This window comes from Paenibacillus sp. FSL H7-0331 (assembly GCF_001956045.1).
In genome coordinates this window covers 1-23,847 of sequence record NZ_MRTH01000033.1, presented here as the reverse complement: position 1 = coordinate 23,847, position 23,847 = coordinate 1, and the positions used below count along the sequence as shown (strand labels likewise).

21 protein-coding genes and 1 other annotated feature are annotated in these 23,847 nt (G+C 46.2%); of the genes, 16 read left to right on the top strand and 5 right to left on the bottom strand.

Annotated features, from left to right (window positions below):
* Positions 1-26: 26 nt before the first annotated feature.
* Positions 27-746: a 3-ketoacyl-ACP reductase gene (locus tag BK127_RS31770; protein WP_076236123.1), complete on the bottom strand. Its 720-nt coding sequence runs from the start codon at positions 744-746 to the stop codon at positions 27-29.
* Between the two features lie 167 nt (positions 747-913).
* On the opposite strand from BK127_RS31770, the gene BK127_RS31765 reads away from it, so the two are divergent.
* Positions 914-1,663: an SDR family NAD(P)-dependent oxidoreductase gene (locus tag BK127_RS31765; RefSeq protein WP_076236122.1), complete on the top strand. Its 750-nt coding sequence runs from the start codon at positions 914-916 to the stop codon at positions 1,661-1,663.
* 24 nt (positions 1,664-1,687) lie between these two features.
* Here the strand turns inward: BK127_RS31765 and BK127_RS31760 are convergent, their stop codons facing one another.
* Positions 1,688-2,566: an AraC family transcriptional regulator gene (locus tag BK127_RS31760; protein WP_076236121.1), complete on the bottom strand. Its 879-nt coding sequence runs from the start codon at positions 2,564-2,566 to the stop codon at positions 1,688-1,690.
* 110 nt (positions 2,567-2,676) lie between these two features.
* Between BK127_RS31760 and BK127_RS31755 the strand changes: the two genes are divergently transcribed.
* Together BK127_RS31755 and BK127_RS31750 are read left to right on the top strand one after the other, a co-directional pair.
* A complete protein-coding gene (locus tag BK127_RS31755) occupies positions 2,677-4,548 on the top strand; it encodes an ADP-ribosylglycohydrolase family protein (RefSeq protein ID WP_076236120.1) in 1,872 nt (623 codons plus the stop codon).
* Positions 4,549-4,711: 163 nt separating this feature from the next.
* The gene (locus tag BK127_RS31750; protein ID WP_076236119.1) at positions 4,712-6,514 is read left to right on the top strand and encodes a cadherin-like beta sandwich domain-containing protein; all 1,803 of its coding nucleotides are present in this window, start codon (positions 4,712-4,714) and stop codon (positions 6,512-6,514) included.
* An 86-nt stretch (positions 6,515-6,600) separates the two neighbouring features.
* Here BK127_RS31750 and BK127_RS31745 read toward each other — a convergent pair whose 3' ends face one another.
* Entirely contained in the window at positions 6,601-9,198 is a 2,598-nt protein-coding gene (locus BK127_RS31745) for a winged helix-turn-helix domain-containing protein (RefSeq protein WP_076236118.1), read from the bottom strand.
* Between the two features lie 177 nt (positions 9,199-9,375).
* Here BK127_RS31745 and BK127_RS31740 point away from each other — a divergent pair, with 177 nt between their 5' ends.
* The 11 genes from BK127_RS31740 to BK127_RS31690 all read left to right on the top strand — a co-directional run bounded on the left by BK127_RS31740 (position 9,376) and on the right by BK127_RS31690 (position 21,461).
* Positions 9,376-10,791, top strand: a complete 1,416-nt coding sequence (locus tag BK127_RS31740) for an ATP-binding protein (protein WP_083689748.1) — start codon at positions 9,376-9,378, stop codon at positions 10,789-10,791.
* Positions 10,792-10,814: 23 nt separating this feature from the next.
* Positions 10,815-11,068, top strand: a binding site (T-box leader).
* Between the two features lie 59 nt (positions 11,069-11,127).
* Entirely contained in the window at positions 11,128-14,268 is a 3,141-nt protein-coding gene (ileS, locus tag BK127_RS31735; RefSeq protein ID WP_076236116.1) for an isoleucine--tRNA ligase, read from the top strand.
* A gap of 136 nt (positions 14,269-14,404) precedes the next feature.
* Positions 14,405-14,788: a PilZ domain-containing protein gene (locus BK127_RS31730; RefSeq protein ID WP_076236115.1), complete on the top strand. Its 384-nt coding sequence runs from the start codon at positions 14,405-14,407 to the stop codon at positions 14,786-14,788.
* Positions 14,789-14,984: 196 nt separating this feature from the next.
* A complete protein-coding gene (locus BK127_RS31725) occupies positions 14,985-15,926 on the top strand; it encodes an aldo/keto reductase family protein (protein ID WP_076236114.1) in 942 nt (313 codons plus the stop codon).
* 159 nt (positions 15,927-16,085) lie between these two features.
* Positions 16,086-16,880 (top strand): TrmB family transcriptional regulator, encoded by a 795-nt coding sequence (locus BK127_RS31720; RefSeq protein WP_076236113.1) that lies wholly within the window; start codon positions 16,086-16,088, stop codon positions 16,878-16,880.
* A gap of 16 nt (positions 16,881-16,896) precedes the next feature.
* A complete protein-coding gene (locus BK127_RS31715) occupies positions 16,897-17,739 on the top strand; it encodes a fumarate hydratase (RefSeq protein ID WP_076236112.1) in 843 nt (280 codons plus the stop codon).
* A 23-nt stretch (positions 17,740-17,762) separates the two neighbouring features.
* The gene (locus BK127_RS31710) at positions 17,763-18,314 is read left to right on the top strand and encodes a Fe-S-containing hydro-lyase (RefSeq protein ID WP_076236111.1); all 552 of its coding nucleotides are present in this window, start codon (positions 17,763-17,765) and stop codon (positions 18,312-18,314) included.
* 136 nt (positions 18,315-18,450) lie between these two features.
* Positions 18,451-18,681 (top strand): hypothetical protein, encoded by a 231-nt coding sequence (locus BK127_RS31705; RefSeq protein WP_076236110.1) that lies wholly within the window; start codon positions 18,451-18,453, stop codon positions 18,679-18,681.
* A 101-nt stretch (positions 18,682-18,782) separates the two neighbouring features.
* The gene (locus BK127_RS31700) at positions 18,783-19,925 is read left to right on the top strand and encodes an MFS transporter (RefSeq protein WP_076236109.1); all 1,143 of its coding nucleotides are present in this window, start codon (positions 18,783-18,785) and stop codon (positions 19,923-19,925) included.
* 120 nt (positions 19,926-20,045) lie between these two features.
* Positions 20,046-20,366: an NIPSNAP family protein gene (locus BK127_RS31695; protein ID WP_076236108.1), complete on the top strand. Its 321-nt coding sequence runs from the start codon at positions 20,046-20,048 to the stop codon at positions 20,364-20,366.
* 141 nt (positions 20,367-20,507) lie between these two features.
* Complete coding sequence (locus BK127_RS31690) at positions 20,508-21,461, top strand: aldo/keto reductase (protein WP_076236107.1); 954 nt, start codon at positions 20,508-20,510, stop codon at positions 21,459-21,461.
* Positions 21,462-21,467: 6 nt separating this feature from the next.
* Here BK127_RS31690 and BK127_RS31685 read toward each other — a convergent pair whose 3' ends face one another.
* Positions 21,468-21,683, bottom strand: a complete 216-nt coding sequence (locus BK127_RS31685; RefSeq protein WP_076236106.1) for a hypothetical protein — start codon at positions 21,681-21,683, stop codon at positions 21,468-21,470.
* A gap of 176 nt (positions 21,684-21,859) precedes the next feature.
* Positions 21,860-22,600: a hypothetical protein gene (locus tag BK127_RS31680; RefSeq protein WP_076236105.1), complete on the bottom strand. Its 741-nt coding sequence runs from the start codon at positions 22,598-22,600 to the stop codon at positions 21,860-21,862.
* A 199-nt stretch (positions 22,601-22,799) separates the two neighbouring features.
* Between BK127_RS31680 and BK127_RS31675 the strand changes: the two genes are divergently transcribed.
* Positions 22,800-23,474 carry a response regulator transcription factor gene (locus BK127_RS31675; RefSeq protein WP_076236104.1) on the top strand — a complete coding sequence of 225 codons (675 nt, stop codon included), beginning with the start codon at positions 22,800-22,802 and terminating at the stop codon, positions 23,472-23,474.
* Complete coding sequence (locus BK127_RS31670; protein WP_076236103.1) at positions 23,464-23,778, top strand: hypothetical protein; 315 nt, start codon at positions 23,464-23,466, stop codon at positions 23,776-23,778. Before BK127_RS31675 ends, BK127_RS31670 begins: the two co-directional genes overlap by 11 nt.
* Positions 23,779-23,847 lie beyond the last annotated feature (69 nt).

Sequence of the window (23,847 nt, the reverse complement as noted above, 5' to 3'; positions counted from 1 at the left end):
CCACACACAGTACATCCATATGCAAGCTATTGCGGGTTCGTTGTCCAGATTCCAGCGGTCTTAATGAAGACGCGATCTGGCAATTTTAACGTAACCAATACCAGCTCGGCGACATCCTCCGGCTGCATCATACGGTCCTCATCACCTATTTTCAATCCTGTATTGACAGCCAATTCTGTATTCACCGTACTTGGAGTGAGAGCAGTTACACGAATATTGGATTTGCGAACCTCCTGCATCAAGGCTTCAGTCATTCCAAGAACGGCGAATTTGGAAGCGCAGTAAGCGGAGCCCGTTGCAAAGCCTCTTTCTCCGGCAGTTGAGGCGATATTGATAATGCTGCCGCTGCTTTGGCTGAGTAGAGCTGGCAGTACAGCACGGGTCATATAATAGGTGCCCATCAGATTCGTTTGTATAATGCGCTCCCAGTGAGCGGGCTCCATATCAATCAGGGTACCGAATTGTGCGGTTCCCGCATTATTGATGAGGATATCTATGGAACCAAGCCTTGAGCTCAAGGCGGCAACAGCTTCATCAACCTCTGTCTGAATTGCGATATCGGCGGTTGCGATGAACACATCCACTCCGTAGGCTGTGGTCAATTCTTCCTGAAGGGTTTCCAGATCGGCACTGCTTCTGGCGATAATCCCCAGATGAACGCCTTCTTTGGCTAATGCGATCGCTATCGCTTTTCCGATACCTTTTCCCGCCCCGGTAATCAGTGCTTTTTTATTGTGTAATTCCATATTGATCGCTCCTCATATCATTTGTTATCGTATTGCCGACATTAACATGGTATACCAAGGCCAAAACAAGGTCAACTTTCTGCCATTCGTGGAGAGTCTGAATCGGCGGCTGGTGTCCGGATCGGTTATAATAGTGCAGTAACCTATTCCTGAAAGGAGCATTTACCTTGAGCAAATTCGAGAATCAAGTGGTTGTGATTACGGGAGCGGGAGGTGGTATCGGAAGGGCACTTGCTGTGAGTTATGCAACTGAGAATGCCCAGGTCGTACTTATAGATAAAGATGAGCATAAGCTGGCGGAAACCAGTGAACTGCTGCGGCAATCAGGGTTCGAGCCTTATGCGATACAACTGGAGCTTAGTGACGGTAATGCGATTGCCCCTGTTTTTCAGCAAATTGAAGCCAGATTTGGGCGTATTGATATTTTGATTAATAATGCAGGTCTTGGCATAACCAAATCACCCTATGAGCTGGACATGGATGAATGGGATTATGTGATGAATACGAATTTAAGAGGATGCTTTTTGTGTTCGAGAGAAGCGGCTAAGGTAATGAAGAAGCAGGGGAGAGGTTCGATCGTTCATATTTCCTCAACAAGGTCGACGATGTCGGAAGCGAATACTGAGGCTTATGCCGCATCCAAAGGGGGAATTGATGCATTAACACATGCGCTTGCGGTTTCGTTGGGCCCTGACGGGATTCAGGTGAATGCGATTAATCCCGGATGGATCGAAACGGGTGACTACAGCAGTCTTCGCACGGAGGATCATGAACAGCATCCAGCGCAGCGTGTTGGAAAACCGCAGGATATTGCACGTGCCTGCCTGTACTTGACGGACCCTGAGAATGACTTTGTCACAGGCACGAACCTGACGGTAGACGGTGGTATGACCAAAAAGATGATTTACGTTCATTAACCGCTGATTTTCGCTCAGCACTCGTCATTTTTGTCGGAAGTGCTGAGGGGAAATGCCTTCGACTCGCTTGAATATTCGACTGAAATAAAACGGGTCGGCATAACCTACCGATTGACCGATTTCCTGAACGCTTTGAGCCGTGTGCAGGAGCAGATGTTTGGCCTGCTGGATTTTTAATTGATGCATGTAATGGACCATTGTGGTTCCTGTGTATCGTTTGAAAATCTGGCATAAATATTCATACTTCCTGTCGGTCATCTGCTCGAGAGCCTCTTTGGTAATATCGGTTTCGTAGTTGTTATTGATATGACTTAACAGCTTTCGGAAGGTCGTATAGGAAGATGGGAACGCACTGTCGGTATGGCTTTGCTCGAGAAATTCGCTTGTTAATATGAATAAGATTTCTCCTAGCAGCAGCGTTGCCTGGAAGCGGAAATAGCCTTTGGGCTTTATCAGTAGCTGGACAAGCTCCTCGAAGCAGCTGAGCAGCTTGTACCTGTTGCGGGTTTGAAACCGTCTTGGCAGGACCAATGCTTCTTCAAAATGCTGCTGAGAGGTCGATGTCTGGCCTGGAGGCGCATGGACGATTTTAAGCTGGGGTGCTCGGTCATAGTCCAGCTCAGTAATATCGGGAGTGGAGGCAAACTGAACCCAAAAAAAATGCCCCTGTCTTTCATTTGGTTGCCAGCCGCGGTGCTGCTCCCATGGCATCAGCAGCAGGGAATCACCGGCATGAAGCGTTAGCTTCTCTTCACCTGCCTGCAAATAAACCGTTCCATCGGCAACCAGAATCAATTCGTAATAGGGATTATGATGGAATTCCTGAAAGGATTCCTGGTTGGCATCAAACAAATCGGCCCATTTCACATCAAGTGCCGAGAGTCTGGAAAGTGAATAGTACATGGCTTCCTCCAAGGTTTTACTGCTTGTAAATCGTAATTATCTGCATGGCTATCTTCCGGGGTCTGACCTTATACTCAACAGTATACCAAAGATCAGAAGGAGCTGCAGTGATGACTATAAGCATTTTGAATGAACAGGATTACTATCGAATCGTTTATGGAGGCTGGCTGGGTAAAAATATCGGGGGCACGCTAGGTGCGCCAGTAGAGGGTGTGAAGGAACTACTGAATCTGGACTTTTATCCTGAGCTTCCGGATGGTCCATTGGAGAATGACGATCTGGATCTGCAGCTCGTATGGCTGCATGCGCTGGAGCAATATGGACCGTCTTTAACTAACAAGGAACTGGGGCAGGAATGGATCGATCATATCTTTTTCCCCTTCGATGAATATGGCTACGCGCTGACGAATCTGAGACGAGGTCTGATAGCTCCGGTAGCTGGCTGGTTCAACAATCCGTTTAACAACTGCATGGGGTCCCCAATCCGCTCGGAAATCTGGGCGATGGTAGCACCGGGTGCACCGGAAACAGCAGCCCGTTATGCATATGAAGATGCAACGGTTGACCATGCAGGGGGAGAAGGCGTATATGGCGAAATGCTGTTTGCCGCGATTGAGAGCGCTATCTTCTTCGAGCAGGACCGTGACCGTTTGATTGAAATCGGACTTCGTTATATACCGTCTGATTGCCGCACCGCACTTGCTGTCAGGGATTTGCTGCGGTGGCATCAGGAAGGCAAAGACTGGATCGAGGCAAGAGCTCTGATTCTGGACCATCACGGACGGGAGAACTTTACGGACGCTCCACAAAATATCGCCTTTACGATTCTCGGCTGGCTTTATGGAAAAGACTTCGAGGATGCGATTCTGAAAGCGACGAACTGCGGCTACGACACGGATTGTACGGCGGCTACCTTGGGTGCCATATTGGGTATGATTCTCGGTCCTGAGGGCTTGCCTGCGAAATGGGTGCAACCCGTCGGTGATCGTGTCGTGATCAGTCCCCCTATCAAAGGCTTTCCGGCTCCACAAAATCTGGATGAGCTTACACGACGCACGATAGCTGTAGGGAAGCAGGTTCTGGCTGCATGGCATACAGGAATTATTGTTCATCCAGAGCTTCCTACTACCTTGCAGGATAGAGTGGAGGAACGTGACAGTATAGAGGCCATGTGGAATCGACCTGTAACGGAAAACCGTTATCTGCTGCCAAAAGGTACATCCAGCCAGCCGAATCTGGAGCTTGTTCTGAATTATGGAGACGAAGGTCCAGCGATTGGAATTGATCAGTCCAAGACCCTTACTATCACTGTGACGAATCGTTCACTGGTTTTGTTGGAAGGCAGCTTGTCACTGGAAGTTCCAGCGGGCTGGAGTGGACCTGCTGCACAGGAGACTCGTTTAAATCCTGGTGAATCAACGAGCTGGAAAGTAGATGTCAAATCTTCTTCACAGCCTGAATCATCCTATCGCTTGGCATTGAATTGGACGCGTTATCATGATGGACACGTTTGGTCTGAGGAACGTATTTCCTTTGCTCTGGTAGGTGCTGCACATTGGACGATATGGGGACCGGCTAAGGCAGAGAATGGTATCGAAGTTGTGTGTGCGGGAAACAAAATCAATTGGCAAGCAGTCTCTGAAGGCAATATGATTGGCACGTATCGTGCGAGAACAAACCTGTATAATCCTTCAACTCGCAAGCTGCGTCTGATCGCAGCCGCTAACGCTCCAATTTCTGTTAAGCTGAATGGCGAAACCGTGATCGATTGTCAGAAAATCGTCGAATTCATGCCGGCCTACCACCGTCCAGCGACAGAACAGCTGTATGAAGTAACGCTTACAGCTGGAACACATGTGGTTGAGGTGGAGGCGACAGGACAGGGAGAAGATCTTGAAGTGTATGTCCTCCCGGTAGCTACACTGGATACTACGTCGCCAGGCAAGTATTACTATTACACGGATATGATGTTTGTCAAATAAATAAGGATTACGATAACACTTTGTCCGTTAGGATAGGGTGTTATTTTTTGTTTTTTTGACTCTACCAACTTTATAAATATGCATTAAATGGATAATAGCTATGATATAATGATAGGGGTTTATCATATTCAGTCATATTTTGACTTTTTAAGGGAGGAAGCTCGTGAGATTAGCTAAATTTTTAATCATTAGTGTTACGGCACTCATACTTATTATTGCATCCCCATGGAGTGCGCAAGCCGTGGTTAATGATGCGAATGCCGATTTATCGAGCATTCATGAAGGTGCAGGTTCGTTGTCACCAGCTTTTACTCCATCTATAACGGAATATTGGGTGAAAATGCGCAGCTCCGAAGCAGGCTTCTACACAGCAGCAACAACTGCGAACTCCGATGCAACCATGGAGTATTCGATGAACGGAGGCAGTTGGCTTGGGGTGGCGTATTATGCGTCGACCGGATACCTCGGTACGAATCGGGGAGATAACACATTTCAATTAAGAGTCACGGCAACAAATACTACGACGACCAAGACGTATACGATTCACGTATATTTTCCAGATACAAATGATGCCGACCTGACGGATTTGCGCTCAAGCGAAACGACGTTAAATCCGAATTTTCAATCCAATATAACGAATTATACGGCAGATGTGTCTTATGCGACGAGCAGCATATCGATTACTGGGGTGTTGAACGACGCTGCAGCCTCCGTCAACATCAATGGTTCGAATGCAGCTAATGGAGTTGCGTCGGGTTCCATACCTTTAAATGTAGGAAGCAATATCATTACTGTTCAGACAAAATCTTATAATACAAACGTGAATAAGACGTATACCGTTACGGTCACGCGGGCCGCGAACACAAATGCGGATTTAAGTGCTTTAGCCGTCTCAGGGAGTACTTTAAGCCCGGTTTTTCAGTCAAATCAGACGGCTTATACGTTGCCTGATGTGAGTAATGCAACGGATACATTGATGGTGACGCCGACATTATCGGACCTGACTGGTGCTTTTGTTCATATTAAAGTGAATGATGGCAGCTACACGTTGGTAGAAAAAGGAAAATCCGCGATAATTCCTCTGGCAGTAGGAAGCAATACGATTACACTGGAAGTGTTAGCCCAGGATACGAGCATCTCAAAGCAGTATACCATCAAAGTGATTCGAAAAAATAATGATGCGACTTTAAGCGGTTTAACTGTGACGCCGGGAAATCTTGCTTTTTCACCACAGGTTACAGACTATTCATTAACGGTAAGTCAGTCTATCTATGAACTCACCGTAAAACCAGTCTTGTCAGCAGGTAATAGTGCTGCAACGATCCAGGTGCGAATCAACGGAGGCAGTTATTCAACTGTTCAAAGCGGTATGGATAGTCTGAGGTTACCGCTGACATCTGGCTTGCCAAATGTGATAGATATACATGTAATCGCGCAGGATGGGACGAGCCGGCAGTATACGATTATAGTGATTCTATCGGGAACGCCAGCTCTTAATGATCTCCTGCTTGAAGAGATGCAGGCGAAGCTAACATTTTCCGAACCTTTGCTGCGGGCGAGTACCGATCACACGTACTATACGATTAAAAATGTAACTCGTAACTCGGATTTGTCGGTAACACAAGTCGTCTATACACCAGGGTCGTCAGAGGTGAAATTGACCGTAAGCGGCCAACTGCTGCCCGGAGATGAAGTGAAATTTGATATTAAAGCTGGAGCTGTGGTCAGCTTGATCGGAGAAGGGAACGCCGCTGCTGGCCGAACGATTGTCTATGGCAACCCCCTTCAGCAGTTGAAACAAAGGCTGACTGATTTGGATGTCGAACATGACGGTATTCATATCAATGAGATTATTACTTATATGACAGCAGCTTATGGACAAAATGATTTGAACGGAGATGGACAATTCAACCGTGATGACGTCGTTATTATTTTGGGCCAGATTGGAACCAAGGTTATACCGTAGTATCGACCCCCATGAAAAGAAGTTAAATTGCAACGAGGAGCACTCCACAGGGGTGCTCCTCGTTGTGCATCAGCAGGCTGAATCGATTATTCTTCCAACTCCAGCTCTTGTGAAGCAGCCATAGCTTGGGTACGTGAGGATACTTGAAGCTTCTCATATAGACGCGAGAGATAAACCTTAACTGTCCCTTCGGATAGAGTAAGCGCTGCGGCCATTTGCTTATTCGTGAGACCTTGGCGGATCAAGCGTAACAGATTGACTTCCGTCCGATTCAGCGGTTCAGCAGGAAGGGAGGTACGCTCGGTTGACGGTGTGCTAGACTCATGAAATAACTGTAGCAGCATCGCTGGATAGGCTTCGGAGACACCTGTCCATTTCGTTTCGGAAGCTTGTCCTTCTCGATGGTTGCGGTACACTGTCAGTAGTTTCCGCATCGCTGTGCCCTCATCAAGAAAGCTCCTTATGTAACCATTCCTCTCTCCAATAGCAAGCGCTTCGTGAATGTACATCAGGGCTGTATTTCTTTGTCCGCGCTGAGCTTCCAATAGAGCTTGCAAGCATGAAATTTCAACGAGGCTGGAGAGCAACTGCTCTCTTTCCGATTGGGGCTTCAACTGCTCCAACAGACGTAGAGCCTCAGGTTCCTTTCGTTGTTGGCCGAGCAGTCTGGCTAACGTCAGGTAGGCATACTCTTGATTGAAGGTGGGTCTGACCTTATGTGATATTCCCAACCGAGCGATCAATTTCTTGGCCTCGGAGATCCGGTTCTCCTGCAGATATATTCGGATTCTGAACAGTTGAAGAGTTTCGACCCAGACAGCCTTATAGGGAAACTGCAATGCCAGTTCCAACGCCTCCTCAACTCGATCATGAGCCGATTGGTAATGCCCCTCAGCAAGATGAATACGTGCTTGTGTAATTATGACGGGGATATGTAGTCCAGGTATGTGCTTGTTCAAAGCGGCTCTTGTGAGCGATGGAAGCAGTTGATGGCAGTCGTCCAATCGGTTCCATTCGTAATACCCCTCACAAAGAGATTGCTTAACGTATAAATTGATTAGTGAATCCTGCCAGCCATGTGCGTCGAGCACACCGGTGAACATGGTACCAATCGTTTCCGTATCCGGAGTAAGCATTCCTTTTAGCCCTAAGGCCGTTCTTCTAACCAATGGTTCGCTCGGGTTGTAATTAAAATTATAATAGATCGGGTCCTTGGGTAAATTGTGTTCGAGAATTCTTTGCGTATAGGTAAACCATTTGCCAAAATCCCCGTTAGCAAACACGAGATTGGATCTCACGAACAAAATTCCACTCTGCAGTTGTTTCTGGCGATCCTTTTGCTCCATACCTTCACATATTTGTTCAATACTGGTCAATTGGATCTCTGCTTGCGGCAGTTGGCTAGTCACGACAAGTATAAAGGCATATAAAAGCGACAGCTCAGGAGAAAGCGTGAACGACTGTGGGACGCTGTGAAACCAGTTCAATAAGGTGGTCATTTCCCCACGCTGCAACATAGCTGGAATGTGCTGCTCCAAATAGGTTTCCATCAATGAATAGTCCTCTGCTGCTATAGCATGATCGATAGCATCATCCATCAAGCCAAGTTCCGAAAAAGCAGCACTTGCCATTCGGTTGGATCTCAGCCATTGTTCAGGATCGGTTTTCTTCAGCAGCCCTCGCAAAAATTGAGAAAATAAATGATGATATCGGAACCAGTCATTATGATCATCGAGCGGGATCAGAAACAGATTCAGGCTTTTGATTGTCTCCAGAATTAGAGCACCATTCGTACTTTCGGTGACTGCATTACAAATCGAAGCCTCCAGCTTGCCAAGAACAGAGGTTTGAACAAGAAATTGGTAAATATCGATTGGAAGCTTGTTCATGACCTCGTGGAACAAATAATCCGATACATCCCGGTGATTACCTTGAAAGGCTTCAATAAAACGGTCGTAATTGACTTCGGCTCGCAGGGAAAGCGCTACTAATTGCAGCGCCGTAATCCAGCCCTCTGTCTGCTGCACCAACTGCTCAATGTGCCGATGCGTTAGCTCTGCCCCCGATAACTCCTGATAAAATTGTTGGGTTTCCATCGTTGTGAATTGCAACTGCACCGTATCAATCGCATTGCGTTGCTCCTTGGCCATCCATTTTATCGTCGAAAATGGCAGCTCGGCACGGCTGGAGATGATCATATGTGTGGTTTCGGGCAAATAATCGATCATATAAGATAGGCTGTCATGGATACCCGGGTTCTGAATGGTGTGATAGTCATCCATAATGACAGCAATATCCTGCGTGAGAGCAAACAGCTCGTTAAGCAGAGCATCCAGAAAGGAAGTCGTCGATAAAGTAGGCAGTGCATCAGCCAGCTGCAGCATTTGCTTACCGTTGTCTGGTGGTACGGACCTGGCTAGCGCATGGGTCATATACCGCCAAAAACGAATAATATCATTATCCCGCTCATCGAGTGATAACCAGGCACAGGGCAGCTGCCGGCTGTATGCCCACTGGGACAGCAGGGTGGTTTTGCCGAAACCAGCGGGGGCGCAGACTAAGGTAAGACGGCCCTTCAGGCCGTAGGTTATAGAATCGACCAATCGTTCTCTTGGAATCAGGCGTTCTCTGGGAATAGGCAGAGTGATTTTACTTTGTAACAGGATTGAATCCATGGATTTCATCAGAATGCCTCCGTAACTTGCGATACCTATCGCTTCCATATCGTACAAGCTTACGATTTATTATACGAAAATCCTAGCGAAAAGTTAACTTTAATAAGCAGTCATAGTGTTGTTATTTTATATATCCTGTACAATAGACGGGGGGAGGGGATAGCCATTAATTATTTTGTTACATTTTTGATTAGCTTGAGTGTCCTGATTACGTCTGCTTACTTATTCAATTTATGTTTTAAATACATATTTCAACATGCAACCTGGAAAGTAAAACAGGCTGGTCTAGTCGGTATTTTCATTTTTGCGGGCTGGCTTGCTATGTTTTTTGGTGTACAGGGCCAAGGATCGACACTGTTCGATTTGCGTGCGCTGCCGATCGTGTTTGGCACGCTTTTTTTTCGCGATCCCCGGCTCGTGCTAATCATTAGTGTTGGAATTGCAATTTCTCGGTATACCATTTCCGGGTTCACGGCTCAGGCATTTACCGGTTCCATTAATATCTTATTACTCGGTTGTCTGGCCGCATTTCTGGTTGCCTTGTATCGAAAAAAAGCATGGAGCTACAATAGAAAAGCTATCATCTCCATCATCTCGATGAATACGCTTCAGGTGATCGGCATCGCTACTTTTGCTTCTATACCGAGGCTCAATTACTTGCAGCATATTGCCCCTTATACGTACCCGGCTGCACTTTTGTTGAATGCCTTCTTCGTATTCATTTTGAAGGATTTCTATGAGGAACAGCTGCGTGCGCAGAAGAATAAGACGATGAATTTGGTCCTGCGTAAGCAAAAAAGGGAGCTGGAGGAGAAAGCACTGCAGCTGCAGCTGGCCTCCCAATACAAATCTGAGTTTATTGCCAATATGTCGCACGAGCTGAAAACACCACTGAACAGCATCATTGCGTTATCCCAGCTGCTTCAGGAGGAGGACAGGTCCCGCTATTCGGAGGAAGAGATCAGCTATGGCAAGATTATACATACCTCCGGCAATGAGCTTTTGAAGATGATCAATGATATGCTGGATATTTCCAAAATGGAAACAGGTAAAATGGAAATCGTATTAGAAATGGTATCTGTACTGGAATTGGTTCAGCTTGTCCAGCATCAATTTGTTCCGATTACGAATCAGAAAAGCTTGCAATTCAAGGTGGATCTTCAAGAGAGTGTCCCTGTGTTCATCGTGTCCGATGCCCAAAGGCTGGTTCAAATTTTACGTAATTTGCTCACGAATGCGGTCAAATTTACAGATCAGGGCAGCATCACCATGCAGATCTATATGGATAAAGACTCTCGGTCTGGACACAATAGGCTTGAAAAGTCGGAGGATTGGATCGTATTTTGTATACAGGATACAGGCATCGGTATTGATAAGGGTAAGCAGCATCTGATATTCGAGGCCTTTCAACAGGAAAATGGTACGTTTACCCGCCGTTATGGTGGAGCAGGGCTTGGTTTATCGATCAGCCTGAAATTGGCGGGACTTCTCGGTGGCACACTTGATTTGCAAAGCACCAAAGGAGAAGGTAGCGGCTTTTTCCTGCGTTTGCCTGTGCAGCCTGTTGCTCTCCCCATTGACAATCATCCGAAAATGTTGTAAAAGTAGATTAAGTTCAACATCATTTAAATTCGTTAACGAGAAAGAGTATACTAATCACTTGTTCCCCAGAGAGTTGGCGCTTTGCTGAAAGCCAATGTTCATGTGTTAGTAGAAAATCCTCTCCGAGAAGTAAAGCTGAAGTCACAGTAAGCTTTAACGGGATCCCGCCGTTACAAGGGCCGCGCATGTTGGTGCGTAGTTTGAGGTGCTGTGAAGGCTAGCAAGTTAGCTTAACACAGAATTAGGGTGGTATCGCGAGTTCAATCTCGTCCCTTACAGGGGCGGGATTTTTTTGTTTTTTTACCAACATTTTGATTACCAAAAGGAGTGGATCGTATGCGTACAGTTGATGTGAAAGAGCAGGCAGCCAAGAGGGAAAAGCGGGTATATGAGCAGTGGGTACAGGAGCAAACATTCTCCAGGTCCATCAATCAGCGGTTAGGCAAGCCGAGGTTTGTGTTCTACGAAGGGCCGCCTACTGCCAATGGAGCACCCCATATCGGGCATATGCTGGGAAGAGTCATCAAGGATTTTATATGCCGCTATAAGACCATGTCTGGCTACCAGGTATTGCGTAAAGCGGGTTGGGATACCCACGGTTTACCCGTAGAGCTGGGCGTGGAAAAGGAGCTTGGAATCTCGGGCAAACAGGAGATTGAAGCATATGGCGTCGAAAAATTTATTGAAAAATGCAAAGCGAGTGTCTTTCGTTATGAAAAGCAATGGCGCGAGCTGACGGAATCCATCGGCTATTGGACTGATCTGGATTCGCCGTATATGACGTTATCCAACGATTATATCGAAAGTGTGTGGCACATTTTGTCCCATATTCACAAGGAAGGCTTACTGAATAAGGGTCATCGCGTAAGTCCGTATTGCCCAAGCTGTCAAACGACGTTAAGCTCTCATGAATTGGCGCAGGGCTACGAGGATGTGAAGGATCTTAGCGCGACCGTTAAATTCAGGACTCCTGCAGGTGAGAGCTTCCTTGCCTGGACCACAACACCCTGGACCTTGCCGGCCAATACGGCGCTTGCTGTTCATCCCGATCTGGATTATGTCAAAGTCAAGCATAACGACGAAGTGCTCATTTTGGCCAAAAGTCTGCTCACCCAGGTGATTCAAGGCACCTATGAGATCGTGTCCGAGCATAAAGGCCGTGAATTCGTGGGTACAACCTATGAAGCTCCTTATCCAAGTGAAAGTGACGAGCCCCAACGTACAGTGAATCAAGCGAATTCGAATGCAGCGGGTTCTCCAACCCGATATGTTGTCATCGGTGCAGACTTTGTCAGCGACTCCAGCGGCACAGGAATCGTGCATATCGCTCCGGCTCACGGGGAGGATGATTACCGCGCTGCGCAGAAGCAGGGGATTGGCATGCTGAGTGTGGTCGGTTTGGATGGCTGCTATACCGAAGCTGTTCCACAATTCGTCGGTCGGTTTGTTAAAGACTGTGACGTTGATATTGTCAAGGATCTGTCCAAGCGGGGATTACTGTTTGCCAAGGAGAGATACGAGCATAGCTACCCTTTCTGCTGGCGCTGCCATACACCGCTTTTGTATTATGCGATGGAAAGCTGGTTTATCCGGACAACCGCGATCAAGGAGCAAATGATTGCCAATAACCGTTCCGTGGAATGGTATCCAGGTCATATTCGGGAAGGGCGTTTTGGCAAATTTCTCGATGAGCTGGTCGATTGGAACATAAGCCGTAACCGTTACTGGGGAACCCCGCTGAATGTTTGGGTCTGTCAGGATTGCGGATGCGAGCATGCACCAGCAAGTGTAGCTGATTTACGTGCCCGGTCCGTACAGCCTTTGCCAGATAATCTGGAGCTTCATAAGCCTTTTATCGATGACGTGAAGCTGAATTGCTCTGAGTGTCCGGGTGAAATGGTTCGGACATCTGAAGTGATCGATGTATGGTTTGACAGTGGTTCGATGCCTTTTGCCCAGCACCATTATCCGTTTGAGAATAAGGAAGCCTTTGCCGACCAGTTTCCGGCGGACATTATCTGTGAGGGGATCGATCAAACCCGAGGATGGTTTTATAGCTTGCTGGCCGTATCCACGCTGTTCACAGGTAAAGCTCCCTATAAAGCGGTGATGGCGACAGGTCATATTCTCGATGAGAACGGTCAGAAAATGTCGAAAAGTAAAGGCAATGTCATCGATCCCTGGGAAATCATTGAGGAATTTGGTGCGGACGCTTTCCGCTGGGCGCTCCTGGCAGACAGTGCACCCTGGTTAAGTAAACGTTTCTCACGAAATATTGTTGCTTCAGCCAAATCCAAAGTCATCGATACGTTGGTGAATGCCCATTCTTTTTATGTGATGTATGCGACCATCGATCATTATGAACATGCATTGGACCACAAGGCAGGTTCTGACCATTTGCTGGATCGCTGGATCATTTCCCGGCTTAACCATACGATATCTGTGGTGAGCGAAAGCTTGGAAGGCTTTGATTTTATGACCGCGGCTCAAGCCATTGAAGGTCTTGTCGACGAATTCAGCAACTGGTATATCCGCCGCTCACGGGAGCGCTTTTGGGGTCATGGTCTGACGGAGGACAAATGTGCTGCTTACCGGACCATGAGGCAGGTGCTCCTGGATATCAGTAGGATGATAGCTCCGTTCACCCCATTTCTCGCTGATGAAATCTATATGAACCTGGCGGATGGAGGCAGCGTCCACTTAGCTGATTATCCTGCCCTGGATTCGACAGCCATCGATGCAGCTTTGGAGGATAACATGGCTCGTACCCGGCAAATTGTGGAGCTGGCCCGCAACATCCGTAATGATACAGCGATCAAAAACCGTCAACCGTTATCGGAATTGATCGTAATTACGGATCAAACACTCCAGATTGCTGATTTTGAGGAAATCATTAAGGATGAAATGAATGTAAAATCGATTCGAGTTGAGCAGCATGATGATAATTTAACCGATTATGCACTGAAAATGAATCTGAAGGTTGCAGGTCCCAAGTATGGGAAGCTCGTATCCGGTCTGCAGTCCTGCTTGAGAAATATGGAGCAGTTGGAAATCAAGAAGGCACTCCAGGTTGGTTATGTGGATTACCATCCGGCAGACGGAGAGCTCGTCCGTGTTCCTACGGAGGAAATGTTAATCGAACGTCAGGCCAAGATCGGCTATGCATCGGCTACAGGGTATCAAATGACCGTATCACTGAACACAACCATCACACCGGAGCTCGAAAAAGAGGGGATGATCCGTGAATTGATCCGTGCCGTTCAGGATCTTCGCAAGAAATATGATCTTCCCATTGATCAACGAGTGGAGCTTATCATTGAAGCAGATGACGAAACCCGAAACAGTATCATGGAATTTGAGTCTTTAATTCAGGACAATGTGCTGCTGCGTTCTCTGAAATTTGGCAGCATCAATGAAATGGAGCAGGTTCAGATCTCGGCAGCAACGGTAAAAATAGGGTTAAATGCTTCGGTGTAACTACCAGGGTTGAAGCCCAAGCTGTGCCGCCAGGATTTCATAACGATTTGAATTCCACTTGACTAAAGCTTTAAAATGATCAGGAACATCCTGTGCTATACTGATCGTATTAACTTATGTCTTGAGGTGAGCTAGTTTGGTAGCCAGTCGAAGAAAAGAACCACTCCGATATCAATTTGCAGAGAATATTGAATCTCCATTTACGATTATTGAAATCAATGGTATGGAAATGAATAGCAAAGATGTGGGAGCCAGGCTTGTTGACTTGAGTCAGAACGGATGTCAGATTGAGTCTTTCTTAAATCTCAAAGCAGCAGATAACGATATTAATATTACCGTGAAATTTACCCTTCTGAATCAACATATAGAAATTACAGGCCATATCAACTGGCAGCGGTCAACGACCTATTGCCACTATTACGGTATTGAATTTGTCAAATCAAGCGTAGGCGATTATGCCTTCATTATGCAGTACCTTAAATCGTATTCCAGAAGCAAAAGTCAAAGCATAGCAACTTAGCTCGGTTTATAAAAATAATTAGAAATAGCCGTTAAATCCCCTCTAAGGGGCTTTAACGGTTTTTGTTGTTGTATAAGTTTCCTCTATAACTTACTGCAAAGTTACTAAAGGAACAATTATTCAGTACTTACCTTGGAATGAACTTTAACTTACAATCAATAGGTAACTTAAACTCATTCCATGGAGGTATAACTTAATGAAATATCGTAGACTTGGTGGTAGTGGTTTGAAGGTCAGTGAAATCAGCCTCGGTAGTTGGATGACTTATGGAGGTTACGTGGAAAATGAAAAAGCCGTCAAATCTATTGAGCAGGCGTATGACCTCGGCATCAATTTTTTCGATACGGCCAATGCCTATGAACGTGGCGAAGCAGAAAAGGTTGTAGGCCAAATATTAAATGCTTATCCTCGTGATTCTTATGTTCTGGCAACCAAAGTATTTTGGCCGATGGGCGATGGCCCGAACGACCGTGGTTTGTCACGTAAGCATTTGATGGAGCAGTGCCATGCGAGCTTGAAGCGTTTGGCTGTGGACTATGTTGATATTTATTATTGCCATCGGTATGACCCACAAACTCCAGTTGAAGAAACGCTGCGGGCGATCGATGATCTGATAACGCAAGGTAAAGTACTGTATGCGGGCATCAGTGAATGGACTGCAGCCCAAATGCAGGAAGCGTTGGCAATTGCAGATAAATATTTGTTGGACCGGATCATTGTCAACCAACCGGTCTATAACATGTTTAACCGTTACATTGAGAAAGAAATCATTCCACTCGGTACCAAAAGCGGAATCGGTCAAGTCGTGTTCTCACCGCTTGCGCAAGGTATATTGACAGGCAAATACCGTCCTGGTTCTGCCATACCAGCCGATAGCCGCGCAGCAAGCAAAAATTGGGGAGAGAATAATTTAAAAGAAAGCCAATTAATCCAAGTCGCGCAGCTAGAGAAAATCTCCGACGAATTGGGTATTAAACTTTCGCAGTTAGCCCTGGCGTGGATTTTAAGACAGGAAAATGTCGCCAGTACTTTGGTCGGTGCTAGCCGCCCGGAACAGGTAATTGAAAACTGTGCCGCTTCTGGCATTACTTTGGACAGCGAAGTGCTTGAGAAAATCGAAGCTATATTAAACAATTAAAACCAATTTCGATCAGCTCTTGAAGGATACATTCACGATTCCGAGGATGTATCCTTTTTTGTCATTGTAAACCGCAATTTTATTTGATAATATGGAATCAACATCAATAGTGATTACTATAATAGTAACTAATGTCTGGCGTAGAAATGGGGATTGCGAATGGAAGAACTGTTAGGGAATATTCAAGCTATGGGGTTAACTCAATATGAAGCCAAGGTATACCTTTCCTTGGTTCCGCTCGGACTCTCAAATGCGTATCAGATCAGTAAAATATCGGGGGTACCGCGGGCGCGAGTGTACGATGTGCTCGATGGCTTGGTGCAGCATGGATTGGTCATGAAGCAGGAAAGCGAGGGTGGAGCCCACTACTCGTCTCTACCGGTAGATGTCTTCCTCGAGTCGATGAAATCAAAATGGGAAGAAACGTACAGCAGTCTGGAAAAAGAATTGAAAGCGCTTGAGAAGCAGGAGCGCGAGCCTGAAATCTATGTTTCTACAGTAAAAGGGGAGGACAACATCCTATCTTTTTGCCGGGTCCTTATTCGACGTGCCCGCAAGCGTATCGTACTTTCCATGTGGGAACCGATGTATTGCAATCTGATGGAGGATCTGAAGAAACGGCAGGAAGGCTGCTTGCTGAGAGGCATATTATTCCAGGTGAATGATCCACTGCCTGGGCTGGAACTCCACCGAAAAACCCATTACGTAGAGCATGTTGACCACCCTTGGTTCATTGTATCGGTAGATGGTCAGGAGCTGTTCTACGGTAATTCCATAGAACAAGGCGGCAATGCGTTTTATACGGATGATCCGGCTCATATTTATTTGCTGGAGGATTATATTTGGCATGATGTACTTGTAAATCGTTTGGTAGGTGAAGAAAAGCGGGAAGAAATGGACCAATGGATTGCGCCCGCAAGAAAAAGCTTTTTCGGGGAAATTCGAGAATCGTAGAGAGGATGACTGAATCATGAGGACCATTCATGTTGATCAAATTCGTGATACTGTAGCTATTTTATGCATGGAGGCTTGCTATTACTTGCCGGAGGATATTGTTGAGGGCTTCCATAAAGCAAGTGCCACCGAAAAATCTCCTCTGGGCAAAAGCATTCTGGATCAATTGCTCGAAAATGCACAATTGGCTGCCGAAGAGGATCGGCCGTACTGTCATGATACTGGGCTTACTGTCGTATACGCCAAGGTGGGGCAGGATGTCCATATAGAAGGCGGCAGCTTCAATGATGCGATTCACGATGGTATCAGGAAAGGCTATAAGGATGGCTACTTGCGCAATTCAATTGTAGGCGATCCTTTATTGCGTAAGAATACGAACGATAATACACCAGGCGTCATTCATACCGAAATTGTTACAGGAGATCAAATTAAGCTCACAGTGCTGCCGAAGGGCGGTGGAAGCGAGAATATGAGTGCAATGAAGTTTCTACTTCCAGGAGATGGCGCTGCCGGAGTCAAAAAATTTGTGATGGATACGATACTGGCAGCAGGCGGCAGGGCATGTCCACCTTTGGTTGTAGGTGTAGGCATTGGTGGAAGCTTTGATAAAGTAACCGAGATTGCCAAGGAGGCGATACTGCGGAATGTGGGTGAATATCATCATGAACTGCATATTGCCGAGCTGGAGAAGGAATTGCTGGAGGAAATCAATAAGACGGGAATTGGACCGCAGGGTCTGGGCGGAACGAGTACAGCCCTATGGGTGGCGGTGGAAACGTACGGCTGCCATATCACCGCGCTGCCGGTCGCCGTTAATTTACAATGTCATGCTGCACGCAAGAAATCCTGTGTAATCTAAATTATAAAAGGCGGTGCTGAATCATGACCAAAATTGTTCTGGAGACACCTCTAACGAGAGAACAAGTCTTACAGTTTCGAGCAGGCGATGAGGTATTTCTGAATGGAACCATCTATGTCGCCCGCGATGCGGCGCATAAGCGGCTGCTGGAGCTGATTGAACGCGGCGAGGAATTTCCTATAAATTTGAAAAATGAAGTTGTCTTTTACGCAGGGCCGACGCCACCGAAGCCAGGTCAAATCATCGGCTCGATCGCGCCGACAACCGCTTCACGGATGGACCCATACACACCTGCTATGTACAAGTATGGAGTCAAAGCTACCATTGGTAAAGGACCGCGAAGCCAGGAGGTAAGAGAGGCCTGTACACAATATGAAGCTGTATGCTTCGCTGCAATTGGTGGTTTATCTGCCCTGCTGGCCCAGAAAGTCAAAGCGGCCGAAGTTGTTGCTTATGAGGATCTTGGGCCGGAAGCCATCCGAAAGCTGACAGTGGAGCAATTCCCGGTGATGGTTGTATATGATTCTCATGGTGGAGATATGTATGAACAGGAAATTGCCAAGTACAGAACGTAAAAAATAATTGAAATGTGTATTGTAAAACAGGTTTGGAAGCGTTACAATAACTATTAAGACACACTAAATCATTTTTAATGAAGTTATATTGTGCATCATTGCTTTTATTCCTTAACCGAGAAGGGATTTGATTAACATGACTCCATTAAATGCTTATCCAAACTTTGCAGACAAAATTTACGAAATGCAGGAAATATCCACCGATTGTTATCGTACGGATCCTGAATTGTTTAGTGTTATTGACAGTCTCGTCAGGGCCTGTAGCATGATGAGTGACTCGGCGTCGGAAATGCATATTAACAGTCAGCTTGAGATGGCCTATAATGGATTGAAAAAATACAAAATGGAACGGATGAGCAGCCTTTAGGGCTGCTTTTTTTTGTCATTTCAGAACCCAAATGTCTTCCCACAGTCCGCTGCTCTTGATACAATAGTGAGAAATGTCTGAGCGTCGAAAGGGATGTATGCATGGTCTACTTTTTACTTTTTTATATGGTTATTTATATGGGAAATGCGGTGTATGGTACGTTCCTGCCGATTTACTTTCAATCTGTTGGGGCGACACCTTCAGAAATCGGTACGCTGCTAAGCCTGGGACCGTTAGTGGCTCTGCTGGCTCAGCCCTTCTGGGGTTCGCGTGGGGACCAGGCCAACAATAAAAACACGATATTGATGATATTGATCATCGGCTGTGGCAGCATCATGCTGCTTTTTCCACTGTCCACAATGTATGTGTTTTTAATGTCGATGGTATGCTTATTTACGTTCTTTCACACGTCGATTTTTGCAATTAGTGATGCCATTACATTGCAGGAGCTGGAAAAGCAGAAGCGTTGGTCGTTTGGTCTGATACGTCTGGGTGGAACGATCGGTTTTGCCTTGATGTCAATTGCCTTTGGTTTTATAGCGAAGCTGAACATTAACTATTTATTTCCTGTCTATTCACTGGTTATGCTGGTAGCCCTGCTGCTGCTGCTTCGTTTTCCCAAGGCTCCTGGCTACCGGATGACAGGTGATAAAGTGCGGATATGGGTATTGTTCAAACAGCGGAAGCTGATGATTTATATGGGGATCAACGTGATCCTGCAAATTACTTTAGGGTACTACTATACGTTCTTTCCTGTTTACTTCAAGTCGATGGGAGGCGATAGCGTCCTTCTTGGATGGTCCATGGTGATCTCCTCGATAAGCGAGATTCCTTTTTTGCTTGTGGCAAAGCGAGTATTCGAGCGGATTCGGATGACACATGTTTTGTTGATAGCCAGTATCGCAACGGCTCTCCGTTGGTTTGCATTTTCGTTGACGGATAATCCACTTTGGGTGCTACCTGCCCAACTTCTGCATGGATTGATCTTTATTGTGCTTTCTGTGACAATGGCGATGTATATCAATCAGGAGGTTCCCAAGGAGCTAAAGGCCAGCGGCCAGACTTTGAACGGTCTGCTTAGTCTGGGTGTTGCCAGAATTATTGGCAGCTTTATCGGGGGATATGCCAGCGAGGCGGTTGGGATGAAAGAAGTGTTTTTCTACAACGGGTGGATTGCTCTTGGCTGCGTTGTTAGTGTTCTGATCGTGAATGCATGGGATAAAAAAGCCGCTACTGCTGCGTAAAAGATAGAGGTACTTTACTTCACGAAACTAAGTTTCAAACAATTCAGTCATTTTCGATAGTGGATTTGTAACTTATAATAGGGAAGGTAGGTAATTAAATGAGGAAAAGAGGACGACCTGATGCTGTATGAGCTTCGAATTTATTATATTCATCCTGGCAGGATGCAAGCTATCAACGACCGTTTCGCTAATCACACCTTGAATATTTTCTCCAGGATCGGGATGAAGGTTACCGATTTTTGGGAAGACACCGATGCGGAAAGCAACAAATTGGTTTACGTGATGGAATTTGCCAACCGTGAAGAGCGCGACGCCAAATTCGAGATTTTCAGGAACGATCCGGAATGGCAAAAAGCAAGAAACGAGTCAGAGCTGGATGGTGCTATTGTTGAACGTGTGGAAAGCGTTTTCCTGAAACAAGCTGCTTACTTCAATCGATAAAATAGGAAATATAGAATTCATGATGCCAGCTTTGCCAAGGCAAAGCTCAGTAATGCTTACGATGCCAGCTTTGTTACACAAAGCTCAGTAGATGCTTACGAAGATAGCTTTGCCAAGGCAAAGCTCTGAGGAGGAAAACAAATGGAATATGTCAGATTAGGTAAATCAGGACTAAAAGTGTCAAGACTTAGCTTGGGCTGCTGGAACTTCGGGAGTCCAACTCCTCCCTGGGGGAAGCCGGGTAAGGTCACGCCTACAGATTCTTTTCGCATTATCCGTGAGGCTATCGATCTTGGGATTAATCTGTTCGATAATGCTAACCGTTATACGGGTGGAGAGGCCGAAGAAATCCTTGGCAGGGCGATCAAGGGTCGTCGTCACGAGGTTGTCGTGGCTACCAAGGTGCATGGTGACGTAGGACCCGGCATTAATAACAGAGGCCAATCCCGTCTGCATATTATGCAGGAGGTCGAGAACAGCCTGCGACGGCTGGGCACTGACTATATTGACCTCTACCAGGCCCATAATGTTGATTATGAAACTCCGCTTGAGGAGTCCTTACGCGCTTACGATGATTTGATCCGTCAAGGCAAGGTACGTTACATAGGCTGCTCGAATTTCCCGGCATGGGTGCTAACAAAAGCATTATGGGTCAGTGATGTGAATAAGCTTGCCAGCTTTATCTCTGTGCAGCCTAATTACAGCCTGGCTAACCGGGCGGTAGAGAAAGAGCTGCAGCCGATGTGCGTAGATCAAGGAATCGGGATGATCCTCTACAGTCCGATGGGCGGAGGTATTTTGTCCGGTAAATATGAATCCAATATTCCAAGAGGAAGCCGCGGAGCCGAGGAACCGGCCGTTGCGGAACGAGCTAAGAAATTTCAGGAGGGTGTTCAGCTGTTAAAGGACATCGCGACCGAGCTTGGCAAAACGCCCGCACAAGTAAGCTTGAACTGGATTGTTAATCGTCCCGCAGTTTCCGCAGCTATTATTGGCGTAAGTAAGCTTGAGCAGCTGCATGAAAATGTAGGTGCTGTAGGCTGGGATCTCAGCGAGCAGCAAACCCAACAAATCGATGAGGCATTTCCAGTTTAAACTGACTTAACGCTGTTTGGTCTCGAAAAACTCACACGCTGCTCTCGGATAATAAAATAGTCCGCTTACGCCGGATTGCACAACGATGGTTTGATCGTCAAAGCGGGTAATCACAACTCCGGAATCTATAATATGATCGTCTTTAAATATTCGGATGAGAGCTTGTTTTTCCATGGCTTCATTAAATTCCTGATCGGTTTCCAGTCGGCGATTTTGTGCCATTGTATTCTCTCCTCCATCATGTATGTATCTATATCCACATCTCTATGACATTGTAGCAAAAGTTCGGGCAGTAGTCATGCAGCAGATGAATAATGACAAAAGGGACAGTCTCCTATAATCCGAGGATTATGGGGAGTGTCCCTTATTTTAAGTATGATGCTCACCTTGGAGGTGAATTACTGAGTTGTTGCTGCCGCTGGAGCCGTGGATGCTGCTTTTGGTTGGCGTTTTTCATCAACCTGCTTGGTGATTCTTTCGGTTTCTTTCTTGACAAGACCATCAATCAATTGCTGCTTGCTGACTCCTTTTTCCAGAGCGATTTCGCTTAATGATTTGCCAGCCTTCAATTGATCCCCGATCTCCTTGGCTGTCAAACCGATAATCGAGGAAGCTGCTTCCAAGCCGCCGCCCGGACCTCCAAAGCCTCCAGGGCCATGTCCATCGTGACCTTCAGGCCCCTTGCCACCACGTTCGCCTGGTCCGCCCTTACCGCCAAACTCTCCAGCTTGATCCACCCTCTTGGTGATCATTTCCAGTTGTTTCGCTTTTCTTTCATCAGCTTGTGCTTGTGTGATTTTGCCGTCTGTAACCGCTTTGGTTAGTCTTTCAGCATCCTGTTTCACGAGAAGATCGATGATTTGCTGTTTGGATATGCCTTTGGCTTCTCCAATAGCCGCCAACGATTTACCTGCTTTCAATTCGGTATGAAGGGTAGCTTCATCAATATTTAAAAGCGTCAATAGCTCCTGATTGGCGATACCACCAAGCTTCACCTTGTCTCCACCTTTGAATCCCTGTGCTTTGTGCTCAGTTGATGTATCTGTGGATGTTGTCGTCGTAGCTGATTGTGCATATGCTGTACCAGCAAGTGCCATGAGGGCAAGTCCTAAAGTAATGGGCAGTAGTTTCTTTTTCATACTCGAAATCACTCCTGATTGGTTTATTTTGGGTACGCTTTTGGGCGCACTCTTAATATATCCTTGCAAAGTGAAAATTAGGTGAAAGGAACATTATTCCTACATAAAAAAATATTGTCTATGAATGACGAATAGTTTTTCACTAATTTTTCATGTAATCATGGTATGCTTTCTTCTATAGAGAAGGGGGTGCAGCACATTGAATATTTTGTTAGCAGAAGATGATGCCCGTCTTGGCGAGCTGATTGTACATATGCTGAAGAGGAAAGCCGGTTATCAGGTAGATTGGGTGATGACAGGTAATGATGCTTGTGATTATGCCCTGGCTTCACATTACGATGTGTTAATTATGGACTGGATGATGCCGGATGGATCTGGTGTAGATGCTTGCCGAAGGTTGCGGAAATCAGGGTATTCAGGTGCTGTACTGATGCTGACCGCAAGGGATTCATTGGAGGACCGTGTCGAAGGTCTGGATACCGGGGCAGACGATTATGTCATTAAGCCATTCGAAATCTCCGAGCTGTTGGCCCGAATACGTGCGCTATCCCGCCGCAACTATGCTCCGATTACGGAAGAAGTGGTGCATTTTCAAGATATTAAGCTGAATCGTACCGGATATTCTGTGCAACAAGGTGGAATCACGATCCAGCTAACACCCCGCGAGTTTCAGCTGCTGGATTTGTTGGCACACAATAAGGGTCAGGTGCTGACCCGGGAAGTGATTTTGGACCGGATATGGGGTTACGATACCGATGTTTCGGCCAAGATCGTGGATGCAACTGTCAAGCTTCTTCGCAAAAAGCTGGAACCATTCGGCTCGGAGGAACTCATACAAAGTATTCGCGGGGTGGGGTATAAGCTTGAAGGATAAATGGTTGAAGTGGATCGTCAGGCGTTGGGGAAGTGATATCTTTCAACGCACACAAAGCCGTTTGACGCTTGTGTACAGCGGACTTTTAATGCTATTTCTTATTATTTTTATAGTGATCGTGTATGCATTGCTCTACTTTATTATCCTTAACGATCAAGAGCGTGAAGTCGAAGCCGTGGTTGAACAAGAGGTGCGACTGATCGAGGAGCATATGAATACGAATAAAATACTGGACACGCGAATGCTGGAGATTCAGGGTGTAATCGGTCCCTCTCAGGACCAGCTTTTTAATTATATAGAATGAACTAAAGATTTTTATACACGAAGAAGAAGTCGGTCGATCACTTCAAGTGGATGTTGATTGATCCGTTTC

What these genes read in the sequence shown, in the direction of transcription:
- BK127_RS31715 (WP_076236112.1), top strand. Translation starts at nt 16,897, where the DNA reads ATGAGGACCATTCATGTTGATCAAATTCGTGATACTGTAGCTATTTTA.
- BK127_RS31745 (WP_076236118.1), bottom strand. Translation starts at nt 9,198, where the DNA reads ATGAAATCCATGGATTCAATCCTGTTACAAAGTAAAATCACTCTGCCT.
- ileS (WP_076236116.1), top strand. Translation starts at nt 11,128, where the DNA reads ATGCGTACAGTTGATGTGAAAGAGCAGGCAGCCAAGAGGGAAAAGCGG.
- BK127_RS31705 (WP_076236110.1), top strand. Translation starts at nt 18,451, where the DNA reads ATGACTCCATTAAATGCTTATCCAAACTTTGCAGACAAAATTTACGAA.
- BK127_RS31690 (WP_076236107.1), top strand. Translation starts at nt 20,508, where the DNA reads ATGGAATATGTCAGATTAGGTAAATCAGGACTAAAAGTGTCAAGACTT.
- BK127_RS31700 (WP_076236109.1), top strand. Translation starts at nt 18,783, where the DNA reads ATGGTCTACTTTTTACTTTTTTATATGGTTATTTATATGGGAAATGCG.
- BK127_RS31725 (WP_076236114.1), top strand. Translation starts at nt 14,985, where the DNA reads ATGAAATATCGTAGACTTGGTGGTAGTGGTTTGAAGGTCAGTGAAATC.
- BK127_RS31695 (WP_076236108.1), top strand. Translation starts at nt 20,046, where the DNA reads ATGCTGTATGAGCTTCGAATTTATTATATTCATCCTGGCAGGATGCAA.
- BK127_RS31680 (WP_076236105.1), bottom strand. Translation starts at nt 22,600, where the DNA reads ATGAAAAAGAAACTACTGCCCATTACTTTAGGACTTGCCCTCATGGCA.
- BK127_RS31710 (WP_076236111.1), top strand. Translation starts at nt 17,763, where the DNA reads ATGACCAAAATTGTTCTGGAGACACCTCTAACGAGAGAACAAGTCTTA.
- BK127_RS31685 (WP_076236106.1), bottom strand. Translation starts at nt 21,683, where the DNA reads ATGGCACAAAATCGCCGACTGGAAACCGATCAGGAATTTAATGAAGCC.
- BK127_RS31755 (WP_076236120.1), top strand. Translation starts at nt 2,677, where the DNA reads ATGACTATAAGCATTTTGAATGAACAGGATTACTATCGAATCGTTTAT.
- BK127_RS31720 (WP_076236113.1), top strand. Translation starts at nt 16,086, where the DNA reads ATGGAAGAACTGTTAGGGAATATTCAAGCTATGGGGTTAACTCAATAT.
- BK127_RS31760 (WP_076236121.1), bottom strand. Translation starts at nt 2,566, where the DNA reads ATGTACTATTCACTTTCCAGACTCTCGGCACTTGATGTGAAATGGGCC.
- BK127_RS31770 (WP_076236123.1), bottom strand. Translation starts at nt 746, where the DNA reads ATGGAATTACACAATAAAAAAGCACTGATTACCGGGGCGGGAAAAGGT.